11 protein-coding genes and 5 pseudogenes (1 of these 16 cut by a window edge) are annotated in these 14,442 nt (G+C 66.2%); 7 read left to right on the top strand and 9 right to left on the bottom strand.

What is annotated here, in order from left to right; translation table 11 throughout:
• Nucleotides 1–1,288: 1,288 nt before the first annotated feature.
• Entirely contained in the window at nt 1,289–2,317 is a 1,029-nt protein-coding gene (locus tag HQ394_RS00285) for an IS110 family RNA-guided transposase (protein WP_190261523.1), read from the bottom strand.
• A gap of 211 nt (nt 2,318–2,528) precedes the next feature.
• On the opposite strand from HQ394_RS00285, the gene HQ394_RS00280 reads away from it, so the two are divergent.
• The 6 genes from HQ394_RS00280 (at nt 2,529) to istB (ending at nt 6,952) form a co-directional block, all read left to right on the top strand.
• Nucleotides 2,529–2,729: a type II toxin-antitoxin system HicB family antitoxin gene (locus tag HQ394_RS00280; protein ID WP_223291742.1), complete on the top strand. Its 201-nt coding sequence runs from the start codon at nt 2,529–2,531 to the stop codon at nt 2,727–2,729.
• On the top strand, nt 2,722–2,946 hold the full coding sequence (locus HQ394_RS00275; RefSeq protein ID WP_190261522.1) for a type II toxin-antitoxin system HicA family toxin: 225 nt from the start codon (nt 2,722–2,724) through the stop codon (nt 2,944–2,946). Before HQ394_RS00280 ends, HQ394_RS00275 begins: the two co-directional genes overlap by 8 nt.
• A 138-nt stretch (nt 2,947–3,084) precedes the next feature.
• Nucleotides 3,085–3,249 carry a hypothetical protein gene (locus HQ394_RS19295; protein WP_223291741.1) on the top strand — a complete coding sequence of 55 codons (165 nt, stop codon included), beginning with the start codon at nt 3,085–3,087 and terminating at the stop codon, nt 3,247–3,249.
• 724 nt (nt 3,250–3,973) lie between these two features.
• Nucleotides 3,974–4,393, top strand: a complete 420-nt coding sequence (locus tag HQ394_RS00270; RefSeq protein WP_190261521.1) for a GIY-YIG nuclease family protein — start codon at nt 3,974–3,976, stop codon at nt 4,391–4,393.
• 190 nt (nt 4,394–4,583) lie between these two features.
• Nucleotides 4,584–6,077: an IS21 family transposase gene (gene istA, locus HQ394_RS00265; protein WP_190261520.1), complete on the top strand. Its 1,494-nt coding sequence runs from the start codon at nt 4,584–4,586 to the stop codon at nt 6,075–6,077.
• Complete coding sequence (istB, locus tag HQ394_RS00260; protein WP_317628947.1) at nt 6,074–6,952, top strand: IS21-like element helper ATPase IstB; 879 nt, start codon at nt 6,074–6,076, stop codon at nt 6,950–6,952. The genes istA and istB overlap by 4 nt, the downstream gene beginning before the upstream one ends.
• Nucleotides 6,953–7,113: 161 nt before the next feature.
• Here the strand turns inward: istB and HQ394_RS00255 are convergent, their stop codons facing one another.
• A complete protein-coding gene (locus HQ394_RS00255; RefSeq protein ID WP_223291740.1) occupies nt 7,114–7,647 on the bottom strand; it encodes a hypothetical protein in 534 nt (177 codons plus the stop codon).
• 100 nt (nt 7,648–7,747) lie between these two features.
• Here HQ394_RS00255 and HQ394_RS00250 point away from each other — a divergent pair.
• Nucleotides 7,748–9,103, top strand: a pseudogene (locus tag HQ394_RS00250) (IS1182 family transposase); the annotation flags it as partial.
• A 290-nt stretch (nt 9,104–9,393) separates the two neighbouring features.
• Here the strand turns inward: HQ394_RS00250 and HQ394_RS00245 are convergent.
• The 7 genes and pseudogenes from HQ394_RS00245 to tnpC (HQ394_RS00215) all read right to left on the bottom strand — a co-directional run.
• Nucleotides 9,394–10,112, bottom strand: a pseudogene (locus HQ394_RS00245) (IS91 family transposase); the annotation flags it as partial.
• Nucleotides 10,113–10,152: 40 nt separating this feature from the next.
• On the bottom strand, nt 10,153–11,769 hold the full coding sequence (tnpC, locus tag HQ394_RS00240) for an IS66 family transposase (protein ID WP_190261519.1): 1,617 nt from the start codon (nt 11,767–11,769) through the stop codon (nt 10,153–10,155).
• Between the two features lie 261 nt (nt 11,770–12,030).
• A pseudogene (tnpB, locus tag HQ394_RS21410) lies at nt 12,031–12,120 on the bottom strand (IS66 family insertion sequence element accessory protein TnpB); the annotation flags it as partial.
• 62 nt (nt 12,121–12,182) lie between these two features.
• Nucleotides 12,183–12,677, bottom strand: coding sequence for an IS66-like element accessory protein TnpA (gene tnpA, locus HQ394_RS00230; RefSeq protein WP_223291677.1), 495 nt, complete (start codon nt 12,675–12,677; stop codon nt 12,183–12,185).
• 5 nt (nt 12,678–12,682) lie between these two features.
• Nucleotides 12,683–13,183, bottom strand: a pseudogene (locus tag HQ394_RS00225) (IS91 family transposase); the annotation flags it as partial.
• 12 nt (nt 13,184–13,195) lie between these two features.
• Nucleotides 13,196–13,318, bottom strand: a complete 123-nt coding sequence (locus tag HQ394_RS20320) for a hypothetical protein (protein ID WP_263053750.1) — start codon at nt 13,316–13,318, stop codon at nt 13,196–13,198.
• A 47-nt stretch (nt 13,319–13,365) separates the two neighbouring features.
• Nucleotides 13,366–14,442 (bottom strand): annotated as a pseudogene (gene tnpC / locus HQ394_RS00215) (IS66 family transposase) (it continues 582 nt past the right edge of the window).

Below are 14,442 nucleotides of genomic sequence, written 5' to 3'. Positions count from 1 at the left end.
TGGTACGGCGTTTCGCCGGCTTCCTCTGCGACCTGACACCGAACGCGGCAACGACGGCCGCGATCGCCGCCACCGCCACCGACATCGAGGCGCTGCTGACCCGCTGGTTGCGGGTCCGTGCCGNNTTGTCGAGCCGCGGCTCTGCGCCGGTCTGCCGCCGCTGCGGATCCTGGGTGCCCACGCGCACGCCACGGCGCTCGCCGGCGACAGCACCCTCGATCTGCTGCTGGTGCTGGGCGATGCAGCGCGGCCGACCCAGGCGGGCCGCTCCGGCCGGCCGGCGANCCTCGCCGGCGCTGCAGCGGATCACCGAACTGCTCAACCAGCGCTACGGCGCGGTGGCAATCGACCGGCAGGGATGGATCAGTGTTCGCAGCGACCGGACGGCGGTGGGGGCACCGATTCGGGCGCGGCTGCTGCCGGCGTACCGCTGCGCCACCGGTGGCGTCCTCGTCGTCGGTGCGCCGCGGCTGGCAGCGCCGGTGCGCTGGCGACAGTTGGATGTGGAGGCGCAGCAACGGGCGCTGGAGCATGCCGATGGCCTCAGCCATGGCAAGGCACGGCATCTTATCCGTCTGGTCAAGGCGGGCGGAACGCGGTGCNAGGTGCCTCTCAGCGGCTTTGCCATCGAACTCCTGGTGGTGGAGTTTCTCCTGGCCTGGATCTACCGCCGCCGCAGTCTCCTCTTCTACGACTGGATGGTGCGCGATTTCTTCTTCTGGCTCGTTGCGCAAAGCGGCCGCTCACTGCCGGTTCCAGGGACCATCGAGCACGTAGCCCTCGGCGACCGCTGGCGGCCCGCGGCAGAACAGGCGCATCGAACCGCCCGCCTCGCCGCCGACCTGGAGCGCCAAAACGACACCCCCGCCGCCCTCACCCACTGGCGCCACATCTTCGGCCCAGCCTTCGACAATAAACCACCTCTGCCGCACCCGCTCTTTGCCGCGCCAAACCGCAGCGCTCCGAGGCATGATCAGTAAAGCTGCGGGAGGTCGCGATATCCCATGTGTGGACGGCTCTCCGTTGGCAAGGATTTTCGTGCGAGATCTGCGGCGTTGGTCGGTGCGACCATGTGTTCGGCCTTGTGATGCGGCGCGTACATGGCCGCAGGCCCTGATGCCTTCTTCGCGGGGACGAGTCCCAACCAAGAGCCCGCACTCGAAAGACGTGCGCTGGGATAAATGGGTTTTCCCGCCCCGACGGTGTCGACCGTTGTCCGCATCACCTGCCTGATTGCCCTTGCCAATCTCCTTGTCCTGCTCGGTGGATCGCGTCTTTACTTCCAAGATCAGGCCGTGGCCGCCTTCGGCTCGCGGTAGGATTCACCCGAGGTCATGATCGCCCAGGCCATCCGCGCCGTTTTGTTGGCAAGGGCCACCGCCGCGACCCGGGTGGCCCGCCGGCCCATCAGCCCGATCAGCCAGGCCCGCTTGCTGCCGTATCGCTGGGCTTGGCGGATGACGGCCAGCGCGCCGACAACCAGCAACTGCCGCAGATAGCGGTTGCCCTGCTTGCTGATGCTCCCCAATCGCTCCTTGCCGCCGCTCGAGTTCTGCTTCGGAACGAGGCCGATCCAGGCGGCGAGGTTGCGGCCGGACTTGAACGTGGCCGGATCGGCAATGCTGGCGACCAGGGCACTGGCGAGCAGCGGACCGACGCCGGGGATTGCCATCAGCCGGCGGGCGACCTCGCTGGTGCGGATCGTTTCACGGATGGCACGGTCGTTCTCTTGGATCTGCACACTCAGAAGCTGCAGCTGTTCGGCCAGCATTGCGAGGCAACAGCGCATGGCCGCCGGCAGCCGTGCGTCGGTCTCGTCGGCGATGATCGCGAGCAGGCTCGCCAGCCCCTTGCGGCCGACCGGCGCCACGATGCCCAGTTCGGCCAGGTGCGCCCGGATCGCGTTGCCGACCTGGGTGCGCTGGCGGGTCAGCATCAGCCGGACGCGATGCAGCATCATCACGCTCTGCTGCTCGACCGTCTTCGGTGTGACGAAGCGCATGGTTGGCCGCCCGACCGCCTCGCAGATCGCTTCGGCGTCGGCGGCGTCGTTCTTCTGCCGCTTGACGTAGGGTTTGACGTAGGCCGGCGGCATCAGCCGGACTTCATGGCCAAGGGTGAGGAGTTCACGCGCCCAGTGGTGCGCCGTGGCGCACGCCTCGATGCCGACGCGGCATGCCGGCTGTTTGCGGAAAAATGGCAAGACGCGGGCGCGGGTCAGGCGCTGGCGGAGGACGACCTGTCCATCGGCGTCGACGCCATGGACCTGAAATACGGACTTGGCGATATCAAGACCAATCGTCGTAACCTGTCCCACGGGCGGCTCTCCTTTTCAGCGTGGTTACCTCAGCAATAACCACTCTATGGCACTCCGATGCCGGGTGGAGAGCCGTCCACAGCATCAGGTGCGTCGATCGCCGGCTGTGAAATCGAGTCCGCTTCTCCTCCCTCTCCGACGTTCCGCTTGGCAGCGGTCCAGGCTCGGAATACCCTACTTACCAACCATGTTTCGAGAGGTAGACATGCTGTTGACCGCCGTTCTCATGCCTGCCACGGAAGGTGGGCTGACCGCCTTCAATCCCGAGACCGGAACGACGACGCAAGGTGAAACGGTGGAAGAGGCGCTGGCCAATCTTCGCGAGGCGACAGCGCTTTATCTCGAAGAGTTTCCGCTCGTCGCCTCGGGGCGCCCGCTTGTGACCACGTTCGAGGTGGAGGTCCGTGGGTAAGCTGCCGCGCGTTTCCGCCGTGGAGGTCGTCAGAACACTTGAATCGCTAGGCTTTGTCGTCGCCCGACAGCGCGGCAGCCACATCGTCATGCGACGCGGTGCCGTAGGTTGCGTGGTCCCAAATCATCGAGAGCTGAAAACTGGAACGCTCATCGGCGTCCTGAAACAGGCCGGCGTCACGCCTGAGCAGTTCATGGATGCATTTCGAACGAACTGATCAGAAATCCCATAACCAACGCTTCGAGCTCGGCTTGCGCCTGCGTCTGTAATGACCCTCACATCGTCGAAACCCGGCGACGGTGTATCCTCCGCTTCGCACATGTGCGCCCAACCGTCTGACGAGGATTTTGCGTCAATGTTCAGAGTGCTCTCTGCCGCGCTGATACTGGCGCTGCTAGCGTCGTGTACCGCTCGCGTGGACGGGCCGTCCGTCAGGGTGAAGCCGGCCACTATCGACATCGACTCCGGCAACGACGGTGGTTTCTGCCCGCCCGGACAGGCGAAGAAGGGGCGTTGCTGAGCCTTCGGCCACACCCTTTGTCCTCAGAGCGAAAGTACTGCAGCGATATCCCAGGCGCGTCGTTGCAGGACAATGCCGCGTTGCGGTCCGCTATGGTGCCCACAGCGTCACAACACGGGGAGATCGGGATCGGCGATAGGTAAACGCCGACACGCCAGGATCTTCCCCCATAGTGTCAACGTGTTCCAGCCGGGGTCAATCAATCCGCATAGGGCGCAATAACTCTTGCATATTGCGCCGTATGACGCAGTAGGACTAAGGAGATGCCCTCTATTTAGAGTTGCCAATAGTACGGCAGACTTCGAGGCTGCAACATCCGGCGGAATACGCCAAGGGGCTATTCCGCCCTATGCGCGCTGGCCAACAAGATGGCCCGCATCGTCTGGGCCATGATGACGAGTGGAGAGGCGTATCGCCAGCCGGCAACCGCTTGACCACTCGTTGATGCCGCAGGTGCAGGGCTGAGGACGGAGAGATGCTGATCGGTCGAGCCGACGATCTAAAGAGCCCGGGTAGCCTGGTGGCCATCAAGGCCGCCCATCCGTTTGGGCGTGGATCGCGGAACCCATCTGGGCCAGCGGACAGCGTGCCGCGCAAAACAGGCCGGACACACGACTGCCATCGCACCAGATCAGATTTTTCGCCCTCAACCCTTGCACCCGGGGGCCGTCCACACACTGGCTACGTCACGTGCTGTGTAATAGATTTCTCAACGGGGAGCACCATGCACGCGGAAAAGATTAAAGAATATGGTTTGAAGCCGGTCGCCGAATTCTGGATCGAGGAGAATCAGTTTCGTATTGAGCTGACCGATCTTGAAACGACAGCGCTCAAAAAATGCGTATACGCTTTCACGGTTGAGGATGAAATCGTCCGCGTCGGTTCCAGCAAGGCACCTTTGAAAAAGCGGTTCGGCGCATGGCGGCGAGATGTATCAAAGGCACTGAATGGCGAGAAATCAGCAACGCCGATTGAGGAGGGTCATCGATGGCGGGATGCGTTGCACGAAGGGTGTCACGGCATCATCTATGCTCGCCCAGGAACCACAGTGCATACGCCGCTCGGAGAGATATCAGCATATCTCGATGAGGAATGCGTTCTGTTAGCGCGGTACAAGCCCAAGCTGAACAGGAGCAGCCGCTAGCTCATTGCGAAGATAGCATCCGGCAACCACCCTCGAAGTGGATCATAGCCAAAAGCCGAAGCGCAGCGGATCGCTGTGTATGGCGGTGACAAATTAGGCCACGTAGCGGCGGTGATTGGTGCTGCCGCGCCGGAGTAAAATCTGGCCAGTGGTTAGGCTGTCTCTTTTTTGTGGGGGCGGCCGGGGATGTTTGCCGGAAGTCTACGCCGCCGTTCGGCATTTCGTTTTCATCGAGGGCAACAGCCGGCGTGAGGCGGCCCGGGTGTTCGGGCTGAGCCGTGAGACGGTTTCGAAGATGTGCCGGTTCTCGTTGCCGCCCGGCTACACGCGAACGAAGCCGGTGAAGAAGCCGAAGCTCGGGGTGCTGCTGCCGGTGATCGACGCCATCCTCGAGGCCGACAGGACGGCGCCTTCGAAGCAGCGGCATTCGGCCAAGCGGATCTTCGAGCGACTGCGCGACGAGCACGGTTATGCCGGCGGTCTGACGGTGGTGAGGGACTACGTCCGGGTTGCTCGGGGGAGATTGCGGGAGACCTTCGTGCCGTTGGCTCATCCGTCCGGTCATGCGCAGGTCGACTTTGGCGAGGCGATCGGCGTGATCGGCGGCGTCCGGCAGAAGATCCACTTCTTCTGCATGGACCTGCCGCAATCGGATACTCCTTTCGTGAAGGCCTATCCGGCGGAGACGACGGAAGCCTTCCTCGACGGGCATGTGTCGGCATTCGCATTCTTCGGCGGCGTGCCGTTGTCGGTGCTTTACGACAACACGACGCTCGCGGTGGCGAAGATCTGCGGCGACGGCAGGCGGGAGCGCACCCGGGCCTTTACGGAACTGCAGAGCCATTACCTGTTCCAGGATCGCTTCGGCCGTCCCGGCAAGGGCAACGACAAGGGCAAGGTCGAGGGGCTGGTGAAGTATGCTCGATCGAACTTCCTGACGCCGATCCCCCAGGCGGCAAGCTTCGACGATCTCAATGCCATGCTGGAAGAGCGCTGCCGGCAGCGACGAGGCGAACGCGCCGGTCGCCACGGCGAAACCATCGGCGAGCGTCTCGTCGCCGACCTCGAAGCCTTCCGGGATTTGCCGGCGGTGCCATTGGAGCCGAGCGAGAAGCGGGCGGCCCGTGTCTCATCGACCGCCCTGGTCCGCTACCGCGGCAACGACTACTCGGTACCGACGGCATACGGCTTCCGGGATGTTGTGGTGAAGGGCTTCGTCGACGAGGTGGTGATCCTTTGTGCCGGCGAGGCGATCGCCCGGCATCGTCGCTGCTATGGCACGGGCACCTTCGTATTCGAGCCGCTGCACTATCTGGCGCTGATCGAGACGAAGCCGAATGCCCTCGACCAGGCGGCGGCGCTGAAAGACTGGGATCTGCCGGAGGCGTTCCAGCACCTGCGCCATCTCCTCGAGGCGCGCATGGGCAACCGCGGCAGGCGGGAGTTCATCCAGGTGCTGCGGCTGATGGAGGCGATCCCGATGGAGATGGTGGCGAGCGCGGTCAGCGAAGCGATCCGGCTCGGCGTCATCGGCTTTGATGCGGTCAAGCAGATTGCTCTGGCGCGCGTCGAGCGGCGGCCGGCCCGGCTCGACCTGACGGCCTATCCACATCTGCCGAAAATGGACGTCAGGATGACGGCGGCGGCTGACTACGCCGTTCTCGTTCCCGGGACAACGGCATGACCGGCAAGGCGGGCGCTGATGCGATGCCGGCGGGAACGACAAGCGGCACACCGCAGGTTCTGCTGGCGCATCACCTCAAGCAGTTGAAGCTGCCGACCGTTCTGCGGGAATACGACAAGATCGCCCGCGAATGCGCACGCGACGGCGTCGATCATCCCCGCTATCTGCTGCGCCTGGTGGAACTCGAACTGATCGACCGAGAACGCCGAATGGTCGAGCGGCGGATCAAGGCAGCACGCTTCCCGGCGGTCAAAAGCCTCGACACCTTCGACTTCACCGCGATTCCCAGCCTCAACAAGATGCTGGTGCTCGAGCTGGCCCGCTGCGAGTTCATCCTGCGCCGGGAGAACGTCATCGCGCTCGGCAACAGTGGCACCGGCAAGACCCATGTCGGGCTCGCCCTCGCTCTTGCCGCCTGCCAGAAGGGGTTCACCGTCGCCTTCACCACCGCAGCCGCCCTCGTGCACCAGTTGATGGAGGCGCGTGACGAGCGCCGCTTGCTGAAGCTGCAACGCGATCTCCAGTCGGTGATGTTGCTCATCGTCGACGAACTCGGTTACCTGCCGCTGTCGCCGACCGGGGCGGAACTTCTGTTCGAGGTGTTCTCCCAGCGCTACGAGCGCGGCTCGACCCTCGTCACCTCCAATCTGCCGTTCGAGGACTGGACCTCGGTGCTGGGATCGGAACGGCTCACCGGCGCGCTGCTCGACCGCCTGACCCACCACGTCCATATCCTCACCATGAACGGCGACAGCTACCGGTTGAAGCAATCCGCCGGACGTCGCCGTCCCCCCACCGCAGCCGATCGGGCGGAGCAAAACCAGACCACCGCCGAGACCGTCGATCCCGAGACCGGCAAAACCAGCAAGCCCTGATCCCCGAGGCAAAGCCGACGCACGGCAAGGGGGCCCGATCGGGCCCCTTGCCGTGATTGCACCGCTCTCGCCCAAATGGCCTGCTTTGACTCCGCTACAGTGGCCCAGAATTGCTCCGCCGTTGACACAACAGACATGAGGACAATCAGAACCTTACCAGCCTACGTCGGCATAATCCGGAGGTCGGCATAATGCGCCTTATGCCGACTTCGGCATAAGGCACACACCGTGCTCGGATAATCGTCCGACACCCGGGGCGGCTTGTTGCCCTTCAGCCAACCGAAGAAACAGGGCTCGTGCTGCCAGAGGTAATACGAGCGCGTCAAAATGCCGCGGTCCTTCGCCCAGACGATCTGCTGGTGGACGAAGGCGCCGAACTTCTCCCACACGCCTTCGACCATCGCCTGGCGGCGGCTGGCGTGCCAGCAGTACCAAGCGGCGTTCGGCAGGATCGCGTGCTCGATGGCGGCTTTTATGAAACCCTCGTAGAGTTCCGGGCCTTGGCTGGAGTCGTCCCAGGTGATGCCGTAGCTGTTGCCCCAATCTTTGTTCTTGTCAGCCGCGCCCTGCTTCGACGGATGATTGGTGCCGTCGTAGTCGACGAGATACGGCGGGTCGGTGGCGAACAGGATTGCCTTCTCGCCGTTCATGACGCGGATGACGTCGTCGGCCTTCGTGCTGTCGCCGCACAGCATACGGTGATCGCCTAGCAGCCTGTCGGACTTAACGCGAGGCGGAGCTGTGGGTTATAGAATCCGGGCATGGATTCACGCCCCCGGCCCGGACCTCTTCGGCATGAGCAACTTCCGCCCGATCGACCGCGACAGCGGATTTCTGATGCCGCCGTCGGTGGACGAGTGGCTTCCGCAGCGGCACTTGGCGCGGTTCGTGGTGGAGGTGATCGCGGGGCTGGATCTGCGGCCGATGACCGGCAGCTACCGTGGCTCTGGGGAAGCGTCCTACCACCCCAGCCTTCTGCTGGGCATTCTGATCTACGGCTACGCCACCGGGGTGTTCTCCAGCCGCAAGCTGGAGCGGGCGACCTATGACAGCGTGGCGTTCCGCTTCATCGCGGCGAACGATCATCCGGACCATGACACCATCGCCGCGTTCCGCCGACGCTTTCTGCCGCAGATCGAGAAGCTGTTCGTCCAGGTGCTGGTGCTCGCGCGCGAGATGGGCGTGCTGAAGCTGGGAACGGTCGGGCTCGACGGGACCAAGGTCCACGCCAATGCCAGCCGGCACAGCGCGCTGTCCTATGACCATGCGGGCAAGCTGGAGGCCCAACTGCAGGCCGAAGTGGCCGATCTCATGGCCAAGGCAGAAGCGGCGGACCAGGTGGACATCGCTGACGGCATGTCGATCCCCGACGAACTGGCGCGACGTGAGGAACGGTTGTCCAGGCTCGCCGAGGCCCGGGCGAAGATCGAGGCCCGCGCGAAGGAACGCTTCGAACGGGAGCAGGCAGACCATCAGGCGAAACTCGCAGCACGGGACGCCAAGGCAGCGGCCACCGGCAAGAAGCCCACGGGCCGTGAGCCGAAGCCGCCGGTGGCGACGCCGCTGCCCACGGATCAGATCAATCTGACCGACGAGGAAAGCCGCATCATGGCGGTGGCGGGCGGCGGTTTTGAGCAGTGCTACAATGCGCAGGCGGCGGTGGCGGCGGGCAGTCTGCTGGTGGTGGTCGCCGACGTGGTGCAGGCGCCCAACGACAAGCAGCAGCTTACACCCATGCTGGACAAGATCGGCACTCTGCCGGACGTGCTCGGCAGGCCGGACATGCTGTTGGCGGACAATGGCTACTTCAGCGAGGCGAATGTGCAGGCCTGTGTGGCCGGCGGGATCGAACCGCTGATCGCACTTGGTCGCGAGGCGCATCATCTCAGCCTGCAAGAGCGCTTCGCTGCGGCGCCACCGGCGCCCGAAGACCCCACCCCGGTTCAGGCGATGGCGTATCGGCTGCGCACGCCGCAGGGCCGCGCGCTCTACGCCCTGCGCAAGCAGACGCCCGAGCCAGTGTTTGGCATCATCAAGTCCGTGCTGGGGTTCCGGCAGTTCCTGCTGCGCGGGCTCAATGCCGCCCGTGGCGAGTGGAGGCTTGTAACCATGGCATGGAACCTGAAGCGGATGTTCGCACCTCAGCCGCGCCGTCTAGCCTGCGCGGCCAGTTCCGCAGGCGCGCCAGCGCGACCGCACCGCCCAAAATGGCGCTGACAGAGGCGCCGACGCACCGATCCCTACGCAGGTCCGGCGACGCCCGAGACGCAAGTCCGACAGGCTGCTAGGCGATCGATGCTGGCGGCGAACGGAACTGCGCGTTCGAGCGGCGCCACGCCGGCCCTGGCGCTGCCGGGAAAGCTGTTGGGCAAGACGGTGCGTGCCGGCACACGACAGCGACGGTGCCGGTCTGGAGGAGCGGCGGCAAGCATGCGGGCGGCTCATGAGGTGTCCTGCCGAAACGGGGGACGGGACGATGGTAGCAGGAGGATGGCGAAGGTGATCATTGCGCCGCCGCAGCAGGGGCAGCGCTCGAACGCAGTGGTTTCCTTCGACTCCGGTGGGGCGTCCGTGGCGGGCTCAATGTTCGATGGAGCGCCCAACAGCTGGCGGCACAGCGCCAGGTTCGTGGCGCGATGGCCATTGGCGAGGAAGCCATAGTGACGGATGCGATGAAAGCCGTCCGGNNCAGGGTGTGAAGCAGGAAGCGGCGGATGAACTCGTCGGCGCCCAGGGTCATGACCTTCGACTTGCCGTGGTGGCGATAGTCCCTCCAGCGGAAGGCGACTTCATCCTCGGTCACGGTCACGAGGCGCGAGTTTGCAATGGCGACGCGGTGGGTGTAGCGGCCGAGGTACGCCAGCACCTGCTCGGGTCCGCCGAACGGCGGCTTCGCATAGACGACCCATTCCACGCGCCGCAGGTCGCAGAGGCGAACAGCGAAGACGCCCGGGTCGGCGAGGTGGGCGAGATCGCCGCAGAAGCAGAGCTGGCCGGCCTCGAAGGCGACACGCAGTTCGTCGAGGAACAGCCGGCGGAAGAGTCGAGAGAGGACGCGGACCGGCAAGAAGAAGCCCGGCCGGCAGGCGATCCAGCGGGCGCCGTCGAGCGACGGGCCACCACCCGGCACGACGCAATGGACATAGGGATGATGCTGCAGCGTCGTAACCATCCGACGAAGGCCGCGGGTGGTCCTCGTTTCAGGCTGCGGCGGCGTCGAGGGCCTGGGGTCGCCAGTTCCAGGGGAGGAGTTCGGCGAGGCGGCTGGCGGGGTGGTCGGCGATGCGGCGGAGCACATCCTCGAGCCAGGCCTGCGGATCGACGTCATTCAGCTTGGCCGTCCCGATCAGCGTGTAGATCGCGGCGGCCCGCTCGCCGCCGCGGTCGGATCCCGCGAACAACCAGCTGCGTCTGCCGAGGGCAATGCCACGCAACGCTCGCTCGGCGGCGTTGTTGGTCAGGCAGATCCGCCCATCTTCGAGGAAGCGGGTGAAGGCGGGCCAGCGCTTCAACATGTAGTCCATCGCCTTCGCCAGCTCGTTGTGGCGGGAGAGCCGGCCGCGCTCGCGTCGCATCCAGGCTTCCAGTTCGCCGACGAGCGGTGCCACGCGGCATTGGCGCAGCGCCAGCCGCTGCTCGACGGGCAACCCATTGAGGGGGCGCTCGGCATCGAAGACGGCGTCGATCCGCCGCACCGCCTCGATTGCCAGCGGAGCCTTGGCAACATCTGCCAGCGCGAAGAACTTGCGCCGGCCGTGGCTCCAACACGCCGCCTCGGTGATCGGCCCCGGCTTGCGCGACGGCTCGTAGAGCGCGTTGAAGCCGCCGAACGCGTCGGCCTGCAGAATGCCGGCGTAATCGGTCAAGTGCCGGCGCGGGTGTTCGCCCTCGCGATTGCGGGAGTAGAAGTAGACCGCCGCCGGCGGCCCGGTTCCGTCCAGGTGTGGGCCGCCGAAGGGGCGATCGTCGCGGACGTAGGTCCACAGCCGGCCGGTGATGGTCTTACCTTTGGCGAGCACCGGTACCGTGGTGTCATCACCGTGGAGGCGCCCGGCCGCCAGCACATGGCGGCGGAGCAACTCGACCAGCGGCGACAGGGCCACGGCACAGGCGCCGACCCAATCGGCGAGCGTCGAGACGTCGAGATCGATGCCTTCACGGGCGAAGCCCTCACTCTGCCGGTTGAGCGGCAAATGAAGTCCGTACTTGCCGTAGAGGACCATCGCCAGGAGCCCGGCGCCGGCCCGGCCGCGGGCGATCGGGTGGAACGGTGCCGGCGGCTGGGTGATCCGCTCGCACGCCCGGCAGGTGAACTTTTCACGGACGGTCTGGATCACCTTCCACTGCCGGGGGATCACCTCCAGCGTCTCGGTGACGTCCTCGCCGAGCTTGACCAGCTTGCCCTGGCAGCACGGACAGACCGACGGCGCCGGGATGACGACGCGCTCACGCGGCAGATGCGCCGGCAACGGTGCCCGCACCGGCCGGCGGCGGCCGGTCCCTGGAACAACGCTCTCGTCACGGCGGGGCTTTGCCACGGCGGCCGCAGCCGCTTCGGCGGCACAGGCATCCTCGGCGGCGGTCGCCTCCAGCTCCTCCAACTGCAGTTCCAGCTGGTCGAGCAGACGGCGACGGTGCTCCGACGACGGCCCGAAGCGCTCGCGCTTCAGCTTGGCGATCATCAGCTTCAGATGCGCCACCATCGCCTCGGCGCCCGACGCCCGCGCCTCCGCCTCGAGCCGGGCCGACCGCTCGGCCAGCAACGCCGCCTTCAGCGCTTCGAGATCGTCGGGCAGGATGTCGGGCGACGGGGTCATGCCGCCGATGGAATCACAAAACCGGCCGCTCGACTCGCGAAAAAACCTATCCCGCGACGCGCCGCCGCGGTCAGCCCGCCCGGTCCGGCCGGAAGCTGTGGCGCGGGTTCCTCCAGTCAATGCCTTCAAGCAGATAGCCGAGTTGTGCCGGGGTGATCGAGACGACACCATCGGCGGGAGACGGCCAGATGAACCGGCCACGCTCAAGCGCTTCGCGTACAGCGACATCCCGAGCCCGTCGTGCCAGAGAATCTTGATCAGGTCACCGCGTTTCCCGCGAAAAATGTACAGATCGCCGCCATGCGGATCGCGCTTCAGCGTCTCCTGCACCTGCAGCGCCAGGCCGTTCATGCCGCGCCGCATGTCGGTCCGGCCGACCGCCAGCCACACCCGCACCCCGCCCGGAACCGGGATCATCGGCGGCGCAGCGCCGCGATCACCGCCGCCGCCAGCTCCGCCGGCACCGATGCGGGGATGCGGACCCGCGACGCACCGGAGAACTCGATCTCGATCGCCGGCAGCGACGAACCTTCGCCGGCGCCGGAATGAGCCGCTGCAGCCGTCGCGACCGCCGGCACGCCACCCGCGTCATCGCCGCCGTCATCGCGGCAATGATCGATCCGGGCGTCGACGAGCGGCCTCACCAGCACCTCGGCGAACCCTTCGGCATGCCCGATCTCCCGTCGCCAGCGATAAACCAGACTGGTGCAAACGTCCGCCTGCCGCGCCACGTCCGCAACGATCGCTCCCGGCGCGAACGCCGCCGCGACAATCGCCCGCTTCTGCCCGATGCTGAACCGCCGCCGCCGCTCGGGGTGAGTGAGAACGTGAACCTGCGCCATACCACGCACCGCCTCTCGCATCGGTGCAAACACCAGTGTCAGCACCGGTGCAAAGACAAGCCACACTCATGCCCCGGTCGGAAGGCGGCCCTCGCCGGACGGTTACGCAGCGTCTGGCCCCAGGTGTGGAGTACGCCGACAAGCCCGATCTCGGCGCCGAGGTGCTTTGGGTCGGCGGCGATCCTGCGCAGCGTCTCGGCCGCCGTGCGGAACAGGATGGCGTAGACCGTCTGCTTGTTCTGGAAGGCGATCTCGGCCGCCGGCGCCGGCACCGTGAAGACGACGTGGAAGTACGGAACCGGCAGGAGCTCGGCCTGCCGGGCCGCCAGCCACGCGACGCGGGCGCGGCCCTGGCACTTCGGGCAGTGCCGGTTGCGGCAGGAGTTGTAGGCGTAGCGAACGAAGCCGCAATCGGCGCAGCTCTCGGCATGGCCGCCCAGCGCCGCTGTCCGGCACAAGGCGATGGCGCTCATCACCCGCCGCTCGACGCGGCCCAGGTGACCGTCATGCATGCGCCGATATGAATCGCCGTGGCGGCGGAAGACATCCGCCACTTCCCATGCAGCCGCCATCATGCGGCCGGGTCAGGTCGGCGGCACGACCTCCAGCGCCAGCCGGTCGAGGGGGCTCTGCGTTCGCCGGATCAGCACGTTCGAGACCCGCGTGTAACGCGCCGTGCTCGACAGGTTGGCGTGACCGAGCAGCACCTGGATGATGCGTAACCATCCGACGAAGGCCGCGGGTGGTCCTCGTTTCAGGCTGCGGCGGCGTCGAGGGCCTGGGGTCGCCAGTTCCAGGGGAGGAGTTCGGCGAGGCGGCTGGCGGGGTGGTCGGCGATGCGGCGGAGCACATCCTCGAGCCAGGCCTGCGGATCGACGTCATTCAGCTTGGCCGTCCCGATCAGCGTGTAGATCGCGGCGGCCCGCTCGCCGCCGCGGTCGGATCCCGCGAACAACCAGCTGCGTCTGCCGAGGGCAATGCCACGCAACGCTCGCTCGGCGGCGTTGTTGGTCAGGCAGATCCGCCCATCTTCGAGGAAGCGGGTGAAGGCGGGCCAGCGCTTCAACATGTAGTCCATCGCCTTCGCCACCTCGTTGTGGCGGGAGAGCCGGGCGCGCTCGCGTCGCATCCAGGCTTCCAGTTCGCCGACGAGCGGCGCCACGCGGCATTGGCGCAGCGCCAGCCGCTGCTCGACGGGCAACCCATTGAGGGGGCGCTCGGCATCGAAGACGGCGTCGATCCGCCGCACCGCCTCGATTGCCAGCGGAGCCTTGGCAACATCTGCCAGCGCGAAGAACTTGCGCCGGCCGTGGCTCCAACACGCCGCCTCGGTGATCGGCCCCGGCTTGCGCGACGGCTCGTAGAGCGCGTTGAAGCCGCCGAACGCGTCGGCCTGCAGAATGCCGGCGTAATCGGTCAAGTGCCGGCGCGGGTGTTCGCCCTCGCGACTGCGGGAGTAGACGTACACCGCCGCCGGCGGCCCGGTTCCATCGAGGTATGGGCCGCCGAAGGGGCGGTCGTCGCGGACGTAGGTCCACAGCCGGCCGGTCACCGTCTTGCCCTTGGCGAGAACCGGCACCGTCGTATCGTCGCCGTGGAGGCGCCCGGCCGCCAGCACATGGCGGCGGATCAGTTCGACCAACGGCGACAGTGCCGCGGCGCAGGCGCCGACCCAGTCGGCCAGCGTCGAGACGTCGATGTCGATGCCTTCGCGGGCGAAGCCCTCGCTTTGCCGGTTGAGCGGCAAATGAAGTCCGTACTTGCCGTAGAGGACCATCGCCAGGAGCCCGGCGCCGGCCCGGCCGCGGGCGACCCACCCCACGCGATCGAT

Origin of the sequence: Defluviicoccus vanus (genome assembly GCF_014672695.1) — a bacterium.
Lineage (GTDB): Bacteria > Pseudomonadota > Alphaproteobacteria > Rhodospirillales > Defluviicoccaceae > Defluviicoccus > Defluviicoccus vanus.
Note: the sequence above shows the minus strand (reverse complement) of the source record. Positions and strands in the feature narration are given on the sequence as shown.

Excerpts from the sequence above, each read along its gene's own strand:
- HQ394_RS19295 (WP_223291741.1), top strand. The coding sequence starts at position 3,085 with ATGTTCAGAGTGCTCTCTGCCGCGCTGATACTGGCGCTGCTAGCGTCG.
- HQ394_RS00270 (WP_190261521.1), top strand. The coding sequence starts at position 3,974 with ATGCACGCGGAAAAGATTAAAGAATATGGTTTGAAGCCGGTCGCCGAA.
- istB (WP_317628947.1), top strand. The coding sequence starts at position 6,074 with ATGACCGGCAAGGCGGGCGCTGATGCGATGCCGGCGGGAACGACAAGC.
- HQ394_RS00255 (WP_223291740.1), bottom strand. The coding sequence starts at position 7,647 with ATGCTGTGCGGCGACAGCACGAAGGCCGACGACGTCATCCGCGTCATG.
- tnpC (WP_190261519.1), bottom strand. The coding sequence starts at position 11,769 with ATGACCCCGTCGCCCGACATCCTGCCCGACGATCTCGAAGCGCTGAAG.